The 18,196-nt window shown below is 49.7% G+C and carries 16 protein-coding genes; 4 read left to right on the plus strand and 12 right to left on the minus strand.

Annotation, left to right across the window (positions count from 1 at the left end; genetic code table 11):
• Positions 1-127: 127 nt before the first annotated feature.
• Positions 128-1,102, plus strand: coding sequence for an aldo/keto reductase (locus tag DFP94_RS18855; protein ID WP_114498024.1), 975 nt, complete (start codon positions 128-130; stop codon positions 1,100-1,102).
• A 643-nt stretch (positions 1,103-1,745) separates the two neighbouring features.
• Here DFP94_RS18855 and wrbA read toward each other — a convergent pair.
• Together wrbA and DFP94_RS18870 are read right to left on the minus strand one after the other, a co-directional pair.
• Positions 1,746-2,360 carry an NAD(P)H:quinone oxidoreductase gene (gene wrbA, locus DFP94_RS18865; RefSeq protein ID WP_114498026.1) on the minus strand — a complete coding sequence of 205 codons (615 nt, stop codon included), beginning with the start codon at positions 2,358-2,360 and terminating at the stop codon, positions 1,746-1,748.
• Positions 2,361-2,634: 274 nt separating this feature from the next.
• A complete protein-coding gene (locus DFP94_RS18870) occupies positions 2,635-4,530 on the minus strand; it encodes a PrkA family serine protein kinase (protein ID WP_114498027.1) in 1,896 nt (631 codons plus the stop codon).
• A 257-nt stretch (positions 4,531-4,787) separates the two neighbouring features.
• Between DFP94_RS18870 and DFP94_RS18875 the strand changes: the two genes are divergently transcribed.
• Positions 4,788-5,543, plus strand: a complete 756-nt coding sequence (locus DFP94_RS18875) for a DUF2161 family putative PD-(D/E)XK-type phosphodiesterase (RefSeq protein WP_114498028.1) — start codon at positions 4,788-4,790, stop codon at positions 5,541-5,543.
• 22 nt (positions 5,544-5,565) lie between these two features.
• Here the strand turns inward: DFP94_RS18875 and DFP94_RS18880 are convergent, their stop codons facing one another.
• Positions 5,566-6,072, minus strand: a complete 507-nt coding sequence (locus DFP94_RS18880) for a hypothetical protein (protein ID WP_114498029.1) — start codon at positions 6,070-6,072, stop codon at positions 5,566-5,568.
• 176 nt (positions 6,073-6,248) lie between these two features.
• Between DFP94_RS18880 and DFP94_RS18885 the strand changes: the two genes are divergently transcribed.
• On the plus strand, positions 6,249-6,653 hold the full coding sequence (locus tag DFP94_RS18885) for a hypothetical protein (RefSeq protein WP_114498030.1): 405 nt from the start codon (positions 6,249-6,251) through the stop codon (positions 6,651-6,653).
• Positions 6,650-7,717: a phosphodiester glycosidase family protein gene (locus DFP94_RS18890; protein WP_114498031.1), complete on the plus strand. Its 1,068-nt coding sequence runs from the start codon at positions 6,650-6,652 to the stop codon at positions 7,715-7,717. Before DFP94_RS18885 ends, DFP94_RS18890 begins: the two co-directional genes overlap by 4 nt.
• A gap of 321 nt (positions 7,718-8,038) precedes the next feature.
• On the opposite strand, the gene DFP94_RS18895 is transcribed toward DFP94_RS18890, so the two are convergent.
• The 9 genes from DFP94_RS18895 to DFP94_RS18935 all read right to left on the minus strand — a co-directional run bounded on the left by DFP94_RS18895 (position 8,039) and on the right by DFP94_RS18935 (position 17,818).
• Positions 8,039-8,284, minus strand: coding sequence for an AbrB/MazE/SpoVT family DNA-binding domain-containing protein (locus DFP94_RS18895; protein ID WP_114498032.1), 246 nt, complete (start codon positions 8,282-8,284; stop codon positions 8,039-8,041).
• 98 nt (positions 8,285-8,382) lie between these two features.
• A complete protein-coding gene (locus tag DFP94_RS18900; RefSeq protein WP_114498033.1) occupies positions 8,383-8,952 on the minus strand; it encodes a maltose acetyltransferase domain-containing protein in 570 nt (189 codons plus the stop codon).
• A gap of 39 nt (positions 8,953-8,991) precedes the next feature.
• Positions 8,992-9,456, minus strand: coding sequence for a tRNA (uridine(34)/cytosine(34)/5-carboxymethylaminomethyluridine(34)-2'-O)-methyltransferase TrmL (gene trmL, locus DFP94_RS18905; protein WP_114498034.1), 465 nt, complete (start codon positions 9,454-9,456; stop codon positions 8,992-8,994).
• A gap of 162 nt (positions 9,457-9,618) precedes the next feature.
• Positions 9,619-10,707: a 3-phosphoserine/phosphohydroxythreonine transaminase gene (gene serC, locus DFP94_RS18910; protein WP_114498083.1), complete on the minus strand. Its 1,089-nt coding sequence runs from the start codon at positions 10,705-10,707 to the stop codon at positions 9,619-9,621.
• 143 nt (positions 10,708-10,850) lie between these two features.
• Entirely contained in the window at positions 10,851-11,750 is a 900-nt protein-coding gene (locus DFP94_RS18915; RefSeq protein ID WP_114498035.1) for a hypothetical protein, read from the minus strand.
• Positions 11,751-11,779: 29 nt separating this feature from the next.
• Complete coding sequence (locus DFP94_RS18920) at positions 11,780-14,506, minus strand: GH36-type glycosyl hydrolase domain-containing protein (RefSeq protein WP_114498036.1); 2,727 nt, start codon at positions 14,504-14,506, stop codon at positions 11,780-11,782.
• A gap of 120 nt (positions 14,507-14,626) precedes the next feature.
• Entirely contained in the window at positions 14,627-15,463 is an 837-nt protein-coding gene (locus tag DFP94_RS18925) for a carbohydrate ABC transporter permease (RefSeq protein WP_114498037.1), read from the minus strand.
• A 2-nt stretch (positions 15,464-15,465) separates the two neighbouring features.
• Positions 15,466-16,359 (minus strand): carbohydrate ABC transporter permease, encoded by an 894-nt coding sequence (locus DFP94_RS18930; RefSeq protein WP_114498038.1) that lies wholly within the window; start codon positions 16,357-16,359, stop codon positions 15,466-15,468.
• A gap of 94 nt (positions 16,360-16,453) precedes the next feature.
• On the minus strand, positions 16,454-17,818 hold the full coding sequence (locus DFP94_RS18935; RefSeq protein WP_114498039.1) for an ABC transporter substrate-binding protein: 1,365 nt from the start codon (positions 17,816-17,818) through the stop codon (positions 16,454-16,456).
• Positions 17,819-18,196: the final 378 nt, after the last annotated feature.

An 18,196-nucleotide genomic window follows, 5' to 3' on the forward strand; every position in this document is an offset into this window, starting at 1 on the left:
CCGTCGGCCGGAAGGGTGGCGGGGTGTCTTTTTCAGATCTACGTTTTAACGTTAGCGTCCGATGGATCGTTATTTGTTATAATATGATCAGTTGTTTGGATTACATTCATTGCACAGGAGGCTATATATGAAAGCGATTCCATTACAGCAGCGGGGTCTTGAAGTCAGTCAACTGGTTCTCGGATGCATGCGCATGGGCGGTGACTGGGATAAAAATAGCGGTATCACCGAAGAGCATTACCGTGAGGGACAAGCCGCGGTCGAAGCCGCGCTGGAGATCGGCATCAATATGTTTGACCATGCCGACATTTATACCGCAGGCAAAGCCGAGAAGGTATTCGGGCACGTTCTGAAGCAAAATCCGGGTTTGCGCGAAAAAATAGTGATTCAGTCCAAATGCGGAATCCGGTTCGCGGAGGGGACAAGCCCGCATCGGTTCGATTTTTCGGAAAGCCATATTTTGAACAGCGTAGATGGAATTTTAGAGCGTCTTGGCACGGAATACCTGGACATTCTGCTGCTGCATCGCCCCGATGCTTTGGTCGAGCCCGAGGAGGTTGCCAGTGCCATCCATCAGCTCAAATCGGCCGGCAAGGTCCGCCATTTCGGCGTATCCAACATGAGCCAGGGGCAGATCAAACTGCTTCAAGCCTACTGCGAAGAGCCGTTTATCGTAAACCAGCTCGAAATGAGCCTGAACAAGTTCGGCTTCCTGGAGACCGGTATCCACGTCAATCAGGACGAATATAAGGATACCGTCTTCCCGGAAGGAACGCTGGAGTTTTGCCGGCTGGAGAACATCCAGCTCCAATCGTGGGGACCGTTGGCTCAAGGCCTGTATTCCGGGCGGTCCCTGGACGGACAAGGCGAAAGCATCGTGAAAACGGCGGAACTTGTCCGGAATATGGCCGATGAAAAAGGAACGACTACCGAGGCAATCGTACTCGCCTGGCTGATGAGGCATCCGGCAGGCATCCAGCCCGTCATCGGCACCATCAACCCGGACCGCATCCGTGCCTGCCGCGACGCGGCCGAGGTGCGTCTCACTCGTGAAGAGTGGTACACCCTTTACGTCAGCACCCGCGGAAGAAACATGCCTTAAGCTATGACCTGAACGCAAACGAGCAGCCAGAAATCTCTGGCTGCTGATTTAATTGATGTTGATGCTTGGCTAGGCATCGGCGGCTCGATTGCATAGCTCGTTTGTCTTCCGCGAGTCTGATCCATAAGATTAACTGTAAAACCTACAGTTAATCTTCAAAGATCCGCCTGATTTCGAAATTTAACTGTAAATCCTGCAGCTAATATTTGAGATTCTCGCCTTTTCCGCCGAAAGATCTCTTTCCGCAGAAAAATTAACTGTAGAAAATCCAGCTAATTTTCCAAAACCCATGAAATCCGGTAAATTACCTGTAGGAATTACAGTTATTTGGGACCTTGCCAGCGTTTGCTTATTGCAGTTGCCCACCGTGCTACCTCTACTCTTGTTCAAACCTATTAACTCTTTACTCTCATACACTTACACTTACACTCACACTCACACTTACACTTACACTCACACTCACACTTACACTTACTCTTGCTGTTCACTCTACTCTTTTTTCTTACCCTCACTCTGACTATTACTCTTATTTATATTTATAGTTATATTTTTATTCTTCCTCTTACTTTTAATTTACCCTTACTCTTTGCTCAACTCTGACTTTCTTACTTTGCTCTTGCTTCTTTTTCTAAACTTGCTCCACTTACTGCGGCTTCCCGTTTTTCACCCATTGCGCGACGGAAACGGTGCGTTTGGCTTGGTATATGACTCCGTCACGCAGGTTCTCCTGAATTTCCCCGTCCTGACCTACCGTTGCGCTCATGCCGTAAGGATTTCCTCCGGACGCGAAGGTCACCGGGTCCGTGTAACCTGGAGCTGCGATAATCGCACCCCAGTGGTACATCGTCGTATATAGCGACAGAATCGTAGCTTCTTGGCCGCCATGGGGGTTGCTGGCACTGGACATTGCGCTTACGACTTTGTTGGCCAACTTGCCTTGGGCCCAAAGGCCGCCGGTTGTATCCAGGAATTGCTTCATTTGGGACGGTACATTACCAAATCGGGTAGGTACACTGAAAATGATTCCATCCGCCCATATCAGATCATCCATGGTGGCGACCGGAACGTCTTTGGCCGCTTCCACATGCGCCTTCCAAGCCGGGTTGCTGCTAATGGCCGACTGCGGTGCAAGTTCCTCCACTTTCAGCAGTTTAGCCTCTGCACCTGCAATCTTGGCTCCTTCGACAGCCCAACTGGCTAATTGATAATTCGTCCCTGTAGAACTGTAATAAATAACGGCTAAATTTATGTTTGGCATATAGAATCCCTCCTGAGGTTTGTTTCCCGGCGTAATTCTTGATTTTTGTCTCTATCCTTGTTCTCGATCATTGAACTCTCGATGCTTCCCTAGACGTTTTCCTTCATAGTTTAACCAATTTGGCGACTCATGATTCTATTTAAGCCAAACAAATATAAATAACCCGACGACTGAATCGTCGTCAGGCTGTGAATCTATATCTTCTATCAGAATAGCTACTGGAGCGGCGCGCAGTACCGGATTGACGGTGTATCGGATTAAGTAAGATAAAGTTCTAACGATTCAGCAGGCTCCCCACATAGCGAAGCAGTTCATTGGCGCAGACCGGGCAGTAGCCATGCTCGTCGATCAGCCGCTTGCTGACCTCATTCATGCGCTTCAACTGGCTTTCATCCGGCGTTTTGGTGGACGTCGTGATTTTGACGATATCCTTGAGGTCGGCAAACAGTTTCTTTTCGATCGCCTCGCGCAACCGGTCATGGTGGTTGTATTCAAACTTTCTGCCTTTGCGGGAATACGCGGAAATACGGATCAGAATTTCCTCGCGAAAGGCTTTCTTGGCGTTCTCCGAAATGCCGATCTGCTCTTCAATCGAGCGCATGAGCCGTTCATCCGGCTCCATCTCCTCATCGGTGAGCGGATCGCGGATTTTCGTCCAGTTGCAGAAGGCTTCAATATTATCGAGATAGTTCTCGAACAAGGTTCTTGCCGATTCTTCAAAAGAATATACAAATGCTTTTTGCACTTCTTTTTTGGCGAGTTCATCATATTCCTTGCGGGCGATGCTAATAAAATTCAAATAACGTTCGCGCTCTTCTTTCGTAATGGAAGCATGCTGATCCAGACCGTCCTTGATCGCGCGGAGGATATCCAGCGCCCCCATGCAGTGTAAATCCTGCTTGATCAGTGCGCTCGAAATCCGGTTGATCACGTAGCGCGGATCCACGCCGGACATGCCCTCCTCCAGATACTCGTTTTGAAGCTCCTTCAAATCGGCATCCTTGTACCCCTCGACTTCCTCGCCATCGTACAGACGCATCTTCTTTACGAGATCGACGCCCTGCTTCTTGGTCTCCTTGAGCCGGGTCAGAATAGAAAAAATAGCCGCGGAACGCAGGGCGTGCGGGGCAATGTGCACATGACTCATATCGCTCTGTCCGATCAGCTTGGCATAAATTTTCTCTTCCTGGGATACCTTGAGATTGTATGGAATCGGCATAACAATCATCCGTGACTGCAAGGCCTCATTTTTTTTGTTGGCAATAAACGCTTTGTATTCCGATTCGTTCGTGTGAGCCACGATCAGCTCATCCGCGCTAATTAACGCAAATCTCCCCGCTTTGAAATTGCCTTCCTGAGTCAGGGACAGCAAATTCCACAAAAATTTCTCGTCGCACTTCAACATTTCCTGGAACTCCATCAAACCGCGATTGGCTTTGTTGAGTTCCCCATCAAACCTGTAAGCCCGCGGATCCGATTCCGATCCGTACTCCGTAATGGTGGAAAAATCGATACTCCCCGTCAAATCGGCAATATCCTGGGATTTCGGATCAGAGGGACTGAACGTGCCGATGCCGACCCGCCCGTCTTCGGACAGCAGAACTCGTTCTACGGCAACCTTTTCAATGTCGCCTTCATATTCGGTCTTTAATCTCATTTGGCACACGGGGCATAAGTTCCCTTCAATCCGTACGCCGAGTTCTTTCTCCACTTCGGGCCGGAGCTCATGCGGTACCAGATGAAGCGGGTCTTCATGCATCGGGCAGCCGGAGATAGCAAAAACGGCTCCTCTGTCGGTTCGCGAGAACTTCTCGAGTCCCCGCTTCAGTAGCGTCACCAGCGTCGATTTGCCGCCGCTGACCGGACCCATGAGCAGCAATATCCGTTTACGGACATCAAGCCGCCTGGCCGCCGAATGAAAATACTCCTCCACGAGTTTTTCTACCGCACGATCGAGACCGAATATTTCCTGTTCAAAAAATTTATACCTCTTTCGACCGTTCATTTCCTCCACACCGTAAGACTCGATCATTTCATATACCCGGGCATGGGCCGTCATGGCAGGAGCAGGGTCCTTGGCGAGCAGCTGAATATATTGCTTGAATGTGCCATTCCACGCCAGGGAATCGCTCTCCGTCCGGTATGCCGCTATACGTTCAAAAATGTCCATGTTCGGTACCTCCTGTACTCCGCTTGATGTGTTCTGATTCCCCCGTTAGTAAAATCCTGGCTGATAGGCTTTAGGCTGGGCGCATGCCTTCGCTCATTGTCTCGCAAGCTTCTTACACCGGATGTCAACGCGGCTCTAATCACCGCGCTTTTTTGGAAAAAGTGTACTACATACCTATGCGTAGGGAGCGGATAAGTTGACCATCGAATATGATATAATTTTTCGGGAAGGCAAATTTCTTGAAAAGGAAGATCGTGATGGCTGTACAGCATGAGACGGAACTGTATGCGCCGCTGAAAGCATTTTTCGAGGAGCGGGGATATACGATAAAAAGCGAGGTTCGGCACTGTGATTTGGTCGGAATCTCTCCGGGCAGTGAGCAACCGCTGATTGTGGAAATGAAAAAAACATTCAATCTTGCCCTGCTGCTGCAGGGATTGGAACGACAAAAATTAAGCAGCGAGGTCTACCTGGCCGTGGAAAGGAATCGGGTTAAGCGCGGCGCACACAATCAGCGCTGGAGCGAGATCACCATTCTTTGCCGCAGGCTGGGTCTCGGGCTCCTTACCGTTACGCGGTACAAAACCAAGCCGCCTTTCGTGGAGATCCTTTGCTCTCCAGGGGACAAAGTGATCGTACCGTCTCCGAAGGTGATCAAGGCGAGAGCCTCCAAGCTGCTTTACGAGTTCAACGAGCGCAGCGGAGATTACAATGTCGGCGGCAGCCACGGAACCAAGCTGGTGACCGCCTACCGGGAAAAAGCGTTGCGCGTCGCCCTCGCCCTTCAGGCCGGCGGGGAGATGGCGCCACGCGAAGTTCGCGACCGCAGCGGCATCGGTAATGCCGCCGCATTCCTTCAGCGAAACTACTATGGCTGGTTCCGCCGGGTCGCGCGCGGCCGCTATGCCCTGACGGAGGAAGGGATTGAAGGAATAGCGCTTTACCGGGGCGTGGCGGACGGGTGGAACCAGGCCGCTTCAGCAGCCGATGCCGGTCCGGAGCAAGACTTTTAAACTCGCTCCGGAATGGCATGCCTCAATTTTCAAATCGTGCGGTAAATTCCGAGATCGCTTCGGAGATCCGGGCCAAGCCCGCCAAGATTCTATCCTCGCTTTGCCCGGCGTAGTATAGCCGGATCATCCCGGAATCGGGACTTCGTCCCACGGCCTGGTCATCTTTACCCTCCTCCGGAAAAGGGATCGAGCCCGGCCAAAACGCCGTTCCTTTTAGTAAAGAAGCTTTTAACAACACCTCCGCATCCATACCCTCAGGCAAGGTAACCCATAGATACTCTTTGTTCCCCGGGTCCAGGATACCGGTTCCCGTCCAATCCGGGCCGCCCAATAAATCATGCATAAGCAAGCTCTTCGCGGATTCCCCTACGTTTTCCTCCAGCCCTTTCCCGTCCCTCTCCGAGGAATCCTGCCCAGCTTTTTCAGGTCCCGCAAAAGATATAAACGTTCCTTCATCTAAGTAACTGTCAACCTGGCTTTTCAGCACAGCCGGAAAGTTCTCAATCCTCTTTTTGAGCCACGGTTGCATCTGCACACCTCCCGATTTTGTCTCCTATGCCGATTGTAACCGAGGACAAAATGTCCCGGCAATTCCGTTAGCAGACTATTAGTTTTGTGCGGACTTGTCGGAATCTAGTCGTTTTTGCGATAATAGGAACCTCATGATAGAATGTAGTCTGGAAATAACAACCCTGAGGTGATATCATGTCGTACAATACTGAGCTCGCTAGCGAGTCCCCGCGCAGCAGGAAAACGCGAAGGCCTTCCGCGAAATTGGTTGTTTTTGTCTGGATTTTACTAATAGGAGCTGGCGGAGTTTCCGCTTACTTATACAGCAATCATCTAAAGGAATCCATGATGCAACAGCTCAATGCCAACTGGCAGATCAAGGCGGATGAATTAAAAGCCGACTATACGGCTCAACTATCCGCACTAAACAGCGAAGTAAGCAACCTGCAGAACAAGGTCGAAACTTTCAATGAACTGCTGGAATTCACCAAAGACAACACCACGAATAAAAGCGACAACAGCAACAAGCTGTACACTCAATTGAACGAGGTCAAAAAACAACTGGCCGAACTGCAGAAGAAGATGGATTTGCTGAAATGATCACTCCAATCAAACAAATCAACCGATTTTTCCTGCTGGCCACCGGCCCTCTGCTGGGATTATTGATCGCTCTCTTTATAGGCGGTGCCGGTATCGAATTTCAAGCCGGGATCCAAAGCTTTGTACCGGATTCGGAAATTCCGCAAGTCACCGGAGCAATCGCCCAACGGCTGGACGAAGCGGAGGGGGCAGCGAAGCTGACTGCATCTTCCATCCGGGAAACCGCGGAGTTATATCATAAAACTACCGCGACGATGTCCTCAATCGTAGAGACGGCGCAGCAGTCGGCAAAACAGCCGGAAACCATCTACAACAAAAGGATAACGGCCCAATTAGGGTCGCCTTACCAAACCATTCAAAGCGACAAAATCCGGATAGAATTGTATAAAGTCAATCCCGGCACCTATAAAGGCTATGCGATGAAAGTCAAACTGAAATCCCCGGATGCAATGAAAATGTCGCTCGGCAAGGACAAGCTTGGAGGTTCGGAAACGACGCTGCGTGCGGTGCAACGGCACGGCGCGGTGGCCGGAATCAACGCCGGAGGATTTGCCGATTCGCATGGGAAACGTTACCCACTAAGCACGACTGTTCTGAACGGCGAATATTTGACCGGCTTTGAACCTTCTTTTAAAGATTTATTTTTTGTCGGCCTTAATAAATCCGGCAAGCTGATCGGCGGGAAATTCAAGAACAAAACCGATTTGGACATGCTTCAGCCATCCTTCGGTGCGTCCTTCGTACCTCTGCTGCTCAATAACGGTGTTAAAACGACCATTCCGACTAAATGGTTGAATTCACCGCTGCGGGCTCCACGTACGGTGATCGGCAACTACAAGGATGACCAGCTTCTCATCCTCGTCATCGACGGGAGAGATGAGAACGGAAGCTCCGGGGCCACGCTGACCGAGTTGCAAAACAAATTGTTCAAAATGGGCGTACAGGACGCTTATAATCTCGATGGAGGCGGCTCATCTTCCCTCATCGTCAACGGACGCGTCGTCAACAAGCCTTCGGACGGACAGCTGCGTCCGGTTCCGACCCATTTTCTGTTTTTCAAATAAGGGTCTGAAACACGCTCGACTTCATTCTGTCTATGAATTAGTTCATAATTTTGATTTATTTTTATGAAGGAGACGGGTATAATAGGAGCAGGAGTTAATCGTGGAGGTGTTCCGCTATGAGTTTTTCGCTGACATTTTGGATTATTACTGTGGTGCTGGCCATGTTCCTGTGCGGTATTCTGACCTCGTCCTACAACGATGACAAAACAAAAGGCCTGTAAATAAATGAGCTTCCCTATAGGGAGGCTTATTTATTTACAGGCCGGAATGACAGCATCCCACATCGTAATTTGCAAGGATACTCTGCCGTTTCGGAACGGGCTAGGATAGCCGGTTCATTTCAACGAGACATTGGCTGCATATGGAACGTTCCTTGAATTCACTGACCTGTTCCATGGAACCGCAAAAAACGCATTTTGGACGATATCTCTCTAAAATGATATGGTCGCCCTGAACTAAAATTTCTACCGGATCCCCTTCGTTCATTTGATATCTCTTACGCAGCGATTTGGGCAAGACAATTCTACCCAGCTGGTCCACTTTACGGACCACACCAGCAGGCTTCATAAATCGGACACCTCTCCTGAAAAATATTATGTAAAAATAGAACCAAATACCTATTCTATTTATAATTCGCTATAGTTTTCAGGATTCCTGCTGCTTCGCTAAATCTCGACGTATTTAATTATTTTGGCCGGATTACCGCCAACGACCGCTCCGTTCGGCACATCTTTTGTGACTACCGCCCCCGCTGCAATGACGACATTATCACCGATCGTCACTCCCGGGACAATCACAGCTCGTCCGCCGATCCACACATTGTTACCGATCTTAACGGGCTTGCCGAACTCGACCCCGGAATTCCGGTCAGTGGGGTTTAAAGGATGCGTTGCCGTGTAGATATGGACACCTGGAGCCATGAAACAATAGTCACCTATATGCACCTCACAAACATCCAGAATGACGCAGTCGAAGTTGGCGTAAAAATGATTTCCGACGTAAATATTCGAACCGTAATCACAGCGGAATGTCGGTTCGATATAAACATGCTCCCCGGAAGCCCCGAGCAACTCCTTCATGATCGCCGTTCTCTGCTCTCTCTCGTCCTCCAGGGTCTGGTTGTACTGACGTGTCAGTTTGCGAGCCTTCAGCCGTTTCGCCACGAGTTCCTCGTCGCTAGCGTCGTACCACTCCCCGCCTAGCATCTTTTCCTTTTCCGTTTTAAGATGTGACATTCTCTCGCTACCTCCAAAATGTTATATTGATCCTCTGTTTTATTCCATACCGGGAAAATCAAGCTGCCGCAACGCTTCATAAACGATAATCGCAGCGGAATTAGACAAATTCAGCGAGCGGACTTTATCGGTCATCGGCATCCGCATCAACGTCTCCGGGTGAGTCTCCAGTATGTCCGGCGCCAAGCCCTTCGTTTCTTTTCCGAACACAAAGAAATCACCGTCTTGGAACTCAAAGTCTGTATACGATTTCTTCGCCTTTGTCGTCGCAAAGAAAAAACGGCTACCGCCGTATTTCTCTTCTACGTCCCGGAACGAATCATGATATTCGATTTGAACGGCATACCAGTAATCCAGGCCCGCCCTTTTCATCGTGGCGTCGTCAGTACGGAACCCGAGCGGATGGACCAAATGAAGATGTATGCCGGTGGCCGCGCAGGTGCGCGCAATATTTCCGGTATTCGCCGGAATTTCCGGCTCCACCAGTACAATATGTAATGCCATGTTGATCAACACCTCGTATATCTATTTAATATTTATTATTATAACAGTTTATCCGAAAAATCCGCATGAAAAAGAAAATCCGTGAAGTATCCCGACGCAAAAGCGGCAGCCGGAGGTTTCCCTCCGCTGCCGCTTCGACATCTATCGTTTCACTTCATTAGCTTATCCGTTTGCTTTTTGAAACTCATTCATGAAGTCTACGAGCGCCTTGACGCTGTCATAAGGCACCGCATTATAAATGGAAGCACGCAATCCGCCGACACTACGGTGGCCCTTCAATCCGATGAACCCTTCAAGCTCCGATTGCTTGACGAACTGCTTCTCCAGTTCTTCGGAAGCGAGACGGAACGTCACGTTCATGATCGAACGGTCCGCCGTGTTTGCGCAACCGCGGTAAAATCCGCCGCTGGAATCGATCGTTTGATACAAAAGGTTCGCCTTCTCCAGGTTCTTTTGCTCGATTCCCTTCAGGGAGCCTTGCTCTTCGATCCATTTCAATACTTCGTTCACCATGTAGATCGAGAAGGACGGCGGTGTGTTATAAAGCGAGTTGTTCTCCGTATGCGTATCATAACGGAAGTAAGTCGGAAGATGCTTAGGCGAGTTTTGCAGCAGTTCCTCCCGCGCGATCACGACCGTTACGCCGGACGGCCCGAGATTCTTCTGTGCGCCGGCATAAACAACGCCGAACTGAGTCAGATCGAACGGACGGCACAAAATGTCGCTCGACATATCGGCGATCAGCGGCACGCTGCCGGTATCGGGATAAGCCTGGAACTGGGTGCCTTCAATCGTTTCGTTGGAGGTGATGTGCAAGTAAGCTGTATTCTCAGGAAGCTCCAGCTTGCTGAGATCCGGAATCGACATATACTTATCTTCTTCCGAGGAAGCAGCCACGAAAGTCTCGCCGATCAGCTTGGCTTCCTTGAGGGCTTTGTTGGCCCAGCTTCCCGTCTTCACGTAACCTGCCTTTTTGCCTTCGCCCAAAAAGTTCATCGGCAGCATGGCAAATTGCGTTGTAGCTCCGCCCTGCAAGAACAACACTTTGTAGCCCTCAGGATTTCCGAGCAGCTTAAGTAAACGACTGGCGGCTTCATTATGAACCTCTTCATATACTTTACCGCGATGGGACATCTCCATGATGGACATTCCCGTCTCCTTAAAATCAACGAATTCCGCTTGGGCGCGTTCCAGCACTGCTAGAGGCAAGGCAGCCGGGCCGGCATTAAAGTTGTAAGCTCTCTTACTCATTTCCCCCATCCTTTCTCTTCCGTGTCTAGTAAGGTTCGAAGTTTTGATAAGGACTATCATAGCAACTATTCTTTTTTCCATCAAGCTGTTATTTCGCTAAGAAGCAGCAGTTTGCAGAATTGACACATTAACGCTTCATTTCGTCAAAGGATTGAGGGGGATTTCGTAAAAAATTCGTACACTCTTGACCATGTTTTCCGTTCTCCCGGAGCCAGTTGCAGTTCATAGAACATTTCCGGAGCCACCACGTGACCGAGCCCCCAGACCGCCGCCGCGGATACCGGGAACCTGCTGATTTCGCGGACGCCGGTTCCGCTCGGGCGATGCAGAAGCTCCCACATCCAGGGATACCTCTCCCCTTCAAAGCCGGGGAGGCGAAAATAGAACGGTCTGTCGGGGATATGTCCCCAACGAACTTCCCCCTGTCCGAAGGTCAGGCCCCTCAGTGTTTCCTCCTCATCCGCCCAAGGAGACAACTCAAAAGGAAACTTCAGCACATAGTCGGGACCGACGGGGTTGCCGTCGATCCCGAGGAAATTATGGCAATATTCCTCAGTAGCAATGACCTTTGTACCCGTATTATGCGCAGCGTATTCCACTGTGAGACGGTTTTCGTCGACTGAGACCGTCTTGGTAAGGGAAACCGCATAGCCCCGGCATTCCTCCAAAATCGTCCGGAAGATAATCTTGCGGGTACCCTCCATTTCGACTTCCGTCTCGAATGGTTGTACCGGATAGTCTCTCGAAAACTCGTATTTCCTATCGTCAAGCCGGGTCAGCAACCCGACGCCAAGCTTGGGAAAAGATTCTCCTGTACGTGTTTCCTCATAACCGATCGCTCGTAAAATCCCGAATTCATTGCACAAACCGGCGCCCCCGGTGCCTTGCCCCGGCACCAGGCTTTCCGGAACGCAGAATGAATGACGGCCTTCGAGTAAAGTAATGCCCGTTATAAATCCGCTCCAGTCGAAACGGGATCCCCTGTAAGCCCCCGCCCCGGCGATTTCAATCTCCAGTTGTTCATTCTTAAGTTGATAAACCATTGCTGAAATGCCTCCAAACCATTTTCAGGCTATTCGCCCAACACAATTTCAAGTTCATGCAATCCGGTCTCCGCCAGGCTTCCGATTACGTTCCGGTTCAGCAAGCAACCGTCTTCGGAAATAACGAACGGGATAGTTTCCCCGTTGAGCTTAACGGATTGGATACGGTAGGCTCCGTAATCGGCACCTTGAGGATTCAGATATGCAATGCTCAGCATGCGTCCGGCAAACAGCGTTTCCACGGAAGCCTTTCCGGCCTCGTCAAACTGCGGCTTCATCAGCTTTGGCTCCAACTTCAAATCGCCGTAATAACCTTTGACCCCGAATACTTCCGTTAACTGGGTCAAAAGCAGCCAGCTGGCCGATCCGGTCAAATACGTATACATTCCGCGGCCTTTTTCATTAATATATTCCGCAATTCCCGGGTACATCCGGCTCTTTTCAAAGTCTGCGGACAATTTGTAAATGGAGTCCAGGACGTCGAAGCCTTCTTTAACAAAACCGCGCTTATATAAGGCGTTTGCATACATTACGGTCATATGGCTAAACATCGCTCCATTTTCCTTATGACCGAAGGCGAATCCGAACGCCCGGCCCAAATCCTGTTGAATGCCCCCAAACCGGGTATTTAACCGGTACCCGATCTTGTCGTCTTTCAAATATTGGTTCACGGCGGATGATATTTTGCCGACCTGCTCTCCAGTAGCGACACCGCCCATGATGGTGAACACCTGACCCGTCAATGTCATCCGCACCCCATTAGGATGATCCCCTTCCACCCGCTTCGCATGGTCGTTGTAATATCCATTAAACCACTCATAGCCTTCCCGGTTTTTGATCCATTCGTTCTGGCGCAGATGTTCCATCGCCCATTCGCCTTTACGTTTCAAATCTCCGGCTGCCTGACAAATATCCAGCTTCACCTTGGCCCCGGAAACCGACGGGACAATGGAATCGTAATAGCGTTGAAGCAAATCCCGCTTATCGGCAATGCTGTCATATGCTAACGGCTCCGCCAATGTGTCAAACAGAATCGCCATTTCTTCGGCGATTTCAATCGTGTTCTGACCGTTCTTGGCTTGCATCTCCAGCAGCAAATCGGCAAGCTCAAGCAGGTTGCTCGCATAGAAGGCCGTAAATGCCACGCTCTCGCCGCGGTTCGGCGCCAGATCCAATCCATCGTTCCAGTCGGCGCCCTCCAGCAGGATGTTGCCGTGTTCTCCGACATGGAAGAACGGGGTCATATTTTGCAGCAAAATATGTTCCAAAATTGTTCCTTCATAGATTTGACCGTCCCGCGTCAGCAGTTTGTTCCCCTGCTCCGGAGTCCATGTCAAATCACGATCCTTACAGCGTTTGACAAACACGTCGCGGAAATAGGTTTGCGGCTGAAGCAGCAGCTCCAAATCCCCGCTCTGATGAATGTACAACAGCGTTGTCAGCAGCGGCCAGGCTCCATGATCCATCCAGACGCGCGGAATGTTGTTGCGGTCGGCCACGAATTCGCCGGGCTTGGAACCGATAATCGTCGCATTGCTGCCATCCATCCGGACTCCCGCATAGTTGTTAAGCAGCAAATTCCGGACCTCCGCAGGCTCCATGACCATGAGGGCCAGGCAATCCTGCCACAAATCGCGCCAACCCCGCCCACCGCGGCCATAATCATGGTACGGAAGGAAGGAGTTGCCGTAAAGTCGACGCAGAATTGGCTGAAGGGTTACCCACTTCATCCACATATCCTGCTCGTTATCTCCGGTATGGAAGGACACCGTATCAAGCTTTGAACGCCAGTAAGATTCGTTCCGCTGAAGTAATTGATCGAAACGGGTTTCCGACAAATAGTCGGCGGCGATCCGGTCCAGATCGATCCGGTCATCGGAGATCATCATCGCGATGACGAAGGATACCGTTTGTCCAGGGGCAAGGGAAACCTTCTCAAAACGGAGGGCTCCTGTCGCCTCATAGCCTTCCAGAACGGCACCGGACGCGACAGACGGCTCCAGATTCGCCACCACGGCCTCCGGCCAATCAAGGGCACCGCCCTCGCCCATGAAATCTTCGGTTTCCGGGAAGAAGCCGACGGGTGATTCTCCCCCTGCCTCGGCTCCGAATACGCCGTAGGTCACCTTGTTGACCCGATGCCCCCGCTCGTCAAAGGAAAGCGCCGGTTGGACTTCTACCCCGTACTTCGAAGTAAATGTGCGATGCAGCAAGGATGTAACATGCCGGTGATCGCGAAGATCGTCCGCCGAACGCCCATAAATCGGGATAGACGCGGTCGGAGTAATGACAAGCGGGTTATTCCCCGTATTGGTCAGACTAACTTTCATTAATTCCACCTTGTCGTCCGTGACGGGAACGAAATTCACCGTTTCCGCCCGCAAGCCTACAGCCCCGTGATCCCGGGTCACTTTATGCCACAAAAAGCCTCCCTCAAGCTTACTTTCCTCTTCTTCCGCGGAAAATAAAGAGGAGTTTTGCTTGGCGGAGTTACCGCTCACGGACCAGGCGCCGCTTCCTTCGATAAACACCCAAAAATTCCGTGAAGCCTTGGAATTGTGCAGATCCAGTACCGACACCGGCTCCATCAAAAATGTGTTATGGCCGGAGGTCATTTCACCGTGTAAATTGGGGGTGATCGCAGACATCATCCCCGCTTCGTTGACCAGCGGAAAATACAAATAACTGCTCTTTTCCGGTTGCTCTAGCCTAAATTGCCCATGATCCCCTAAAAACTCCCATTTTTTGCTTTTCATTTGGATCTCCCTCTCCTTTGGATATCGTAAATCCGCACCTTACCAGCCGGATTTCTGTTTTCAGGCAAAAATGAATCCCGCTCTACGAAGGTACGCGGGATTCTGTTCCGTGAAACAGCTTCAGGATTTTACTGCTCCCGCAAGCGCGCCGTCCACGAGATATTTTTGAATGAAGGTATACAACACGATTAACGGTGCTGCCACAATGGTAATACCGCAGGCCAGGAGCGGCCAGTTGTTGCCGTATTGGCCCTTGAATTCCTTCAGACCGAAAGTGATCGGGTAATTGGCTTTGCTCGGCAAATACATGATCGGTCCGACAAAATCATTCCAGATTCCAATGGCCGTCAGGATGACGCCGGTAGCGATAACCGGTTTCATCAGCGGCAGAATCATCTGGAATAAATAACGGAAATAGCCCGATCCGTCCATTCCGGCCGCTTCATCCAGTTCCCGGCTGATCGATTTGATATAACCGACAAACATCATGAAGACGACACCGGTACCGGATGTTTTCAGAATGATGTAACCCAGCTTCGTGTCATATCCGAACATGTCCAGACTTTCGCGCATTGACAACATGAGCTTATATTGGGCAACCATTGGATTCGGAAGAAATTGAGACAAAAGGAAGAAGAGATAAATAAATCCGGCCCATTTGACATAGCCGCGGGCTACCGGGAAAGCACCCAATACGGACACGATAATCGTTAACACGGTTGCCACGCCGGTATAAAGAACGCTGTTCACGAAGTAATTCGCAAAATTCCCCTCCGTCCATGCGGTAGCGTAATTGCTCCACTGGATTTCCTTGACGAAACCGATCGGATTCATCAGGTATTCGGGGTATGATTTAATGGAAACATTGAGTACAAGAATCAGCGGTACTACATATAAAATCAACAATATCGCGATCACGGCATAAGACAGCACTGTAAACGATTTGGAATTTTTCATGATTAATATTCCACCTCTCTCTTACGCGTCTGTCTCACCGCAACTACGACGAAGACCAGAATGATCAGGAACTGAACGACAGACAAAGCGGACGGAAGTCCCATCTCCAGACTGCCGCGGAAAGTTTCCTTATAAACGTCATAAGCCATCGTTCTCGTGTTAAATCGTCCATCCGTCGTGGCCAGAATGATATCGAACGCAGACATCGCGCCGATGATCGAAAGCAGCATATTCACGGTAAAGGACGGAGCGATCAACGGGAAGGTGATATGACGGAAGGATTGCCATTTGGTTGTACCGTCGATATAACCGGCTTCATAGAGGTCCTTAGGAACCGACTGCAGGCCCGCCAAGAAAATAAGCATCGAGTAGCCCATGTACATCCAGATTTGAACGAAAATAATATAACCGAACGCATGCGTAAAGCTGGCAAAAAACATATCTTTATATCCGAACAGCCACTCGTACAGCATATTTACCGGACCGCTCATCGGGTCGAACATCATGCTCCAGATCAGAGCGACCACAGCTACCCCAAGCACGACCGGCAAAAAGAATACGGCACGGTAGAAATAGTCGCCGCGAAGCCGCTGATTAATCAATACGGCAACGAATAAGGCGACTCCATTCTGAACGATGGTAACGACAAACATGAAGATTAATGTATTAATAATGGAGCGCCAGCGTTCTCCAGAGTTTCCGGAGTAGAAAAGATCATAATAATTTTCCAGGCCGACAAATTTCATGGAACTGCCGGGTATGTTTTTCACGTCGGTAAAGGAATAAATCACTGTCATTACGGAGGGTCCAAAATAGAAGACAAGATACAATCCCATGGGGATCAGCAGTAATATAAACGGTATAAATCTCGCAAAGCCTTTGCCAAATGGATACATCTCTCTCACCTCGCAGGTCCATATCAAATAAATGATCGGGGTCCGCCAACGCAGACCCCGAGGGCAGTATGATCTTTATAATTTTCTCTCTATATTATTTTGGAGCTGCGGCTTCCCACTCTTTTTGTTGTACGTCAGCCAATTCCTTAGCGGTTTTAAATTGTCCGCCCGGTGCCAGATATTCTGTATGCACGCCTTCTGCAGCGAGATGTTCACCCACGTTTTCGCGGTTGATCATCATGATTTCGTAAGCCAATTCAAAATCTCCGAGGTAAGGAGTCAGTTCGTTATCGATAAACTCGCTGTCCGTGGAAATGTTGTCTTGGGTTGGAATAAAGCCTGCTGCTTTGACGAATTTAGTGTAGTTTTCAGGCTCCGAGAAGAATTCCAGCCATTTGATTCCGCCCTCTTTGTTCGGGCCTTGCTCGGCAACATACCAGGTTACATCGTACTTCCCGACGAAAGAAGCGTTTTTCGCTGCATCTTCGGTAGCCGGAACCGGGAAGTATCCGAATTTCAAATCCGGGTTAGCCGTAGCGATCGTTGGAGCATCCCACGATCCGTCAGCCAGCATAGCAACTTTTCCTGTAGCAAAGATAGCAGGAGCGGAAGCATAGTCGATGCCCATGAAACCGTCGATCATGTAGTTGTCCTGAATCGTTTTCATCTTGTCGAGCACTTCAACGGCTTCGGCGTCATTAAACGCGGTTTCGCCTTTCCAAACGCCTTCGATCCATTTTTGCTGATCGCCGCCGCCCAGGATTTTCGCTTGAAGCGCAAATACCGGCAGCTTCAACGGCCATACGTCTTTACCGGCCACACCGATCGGAGTGATTCCTTTAGCCTTCAAATCTTCGCAAAGCTTGAGAAATTCGGTCCAGGTCGTAGGCACTTTCAAGCCATTGTCTTCAAAAATCTGTTTATTGTAGAACAGACCCGACATGGCCACTTTACCGGTAGGAACGGCATAAACTTTGCCATTGTATGTACCGGCTTTTTCGATATCATTCGCGTTCCAGTTTTTCACCAGCGCCTGATCCGAAAGATCAGCAATCAGACCGGAATCGATCCATTGCTGCCAATCCGGCGTTTTCGCACCCGGTGTCCAATCTTGCGGCGAAAGTCTCATTCCCGACAAATCGGCCATGACATCCACGTCTTTTGCCGTGATTCTGGCTCTTTGGGCTTGTTTATATTCGTCGTCCGGACCTGTCGTCGTGTATTCGACTTTATATTCCGGATATTTCTTTTCGAAAGCATCGTTGATTTCTTTCATCGCTTTATTAATGTTTTCTTGCTTCCAGTGGAGAATCTTTACAACTTTCTTTTCACCCGTTGCTTTGTTGCCCCCGCCTTCATTTGCAGGTGCCGCATTGCCGCCTTTATCCCCACCGCCACAAGCTGCAAGGCTGAGTGTAAGAGCGCCTGCAAGTACCAAGGCTGAAATTCTCTTTACCATGTTGTTACCCCCTAATTTGATAAATAAGTAGACAACTCTTTCGGTATGCATCCGACAGTGAAGTTCCTAAAATTTTCGTTGAAACTTCAGGAAAATCGAACAAATAGATAAAATTCTCCGAAAGCGGTTTCGTCAAAACACATTATTGCATCATTCATGCCGTTTGTAAAGGTATTTTTTATAAACCTCTTTCCGGAAGAAAAAACGCTTTCTCCAAAAGACGATTAACATTAAAGTTTCCTTTTATATTAGCGGTTTTCTCCTCAATATTGACGGCATATGACCTGCTATTTTGGATTGACTTGCTTAATGCGAACATGTAAACTAAAGTCACGAAACATGTTTCGTAGCAAGAATATCCCGTGAAATGAATCAGTT

Origin of the sequence: Fontibacillus phaseoli (assembly GCF_003337355.1) — a bacterium.
Classification (GTDB): Bacteria; Bacillota; Bacilli; order Paenibacillales; family Paenibacillaceae; genus Fontibacillus; species Fontibacillus phaseoli.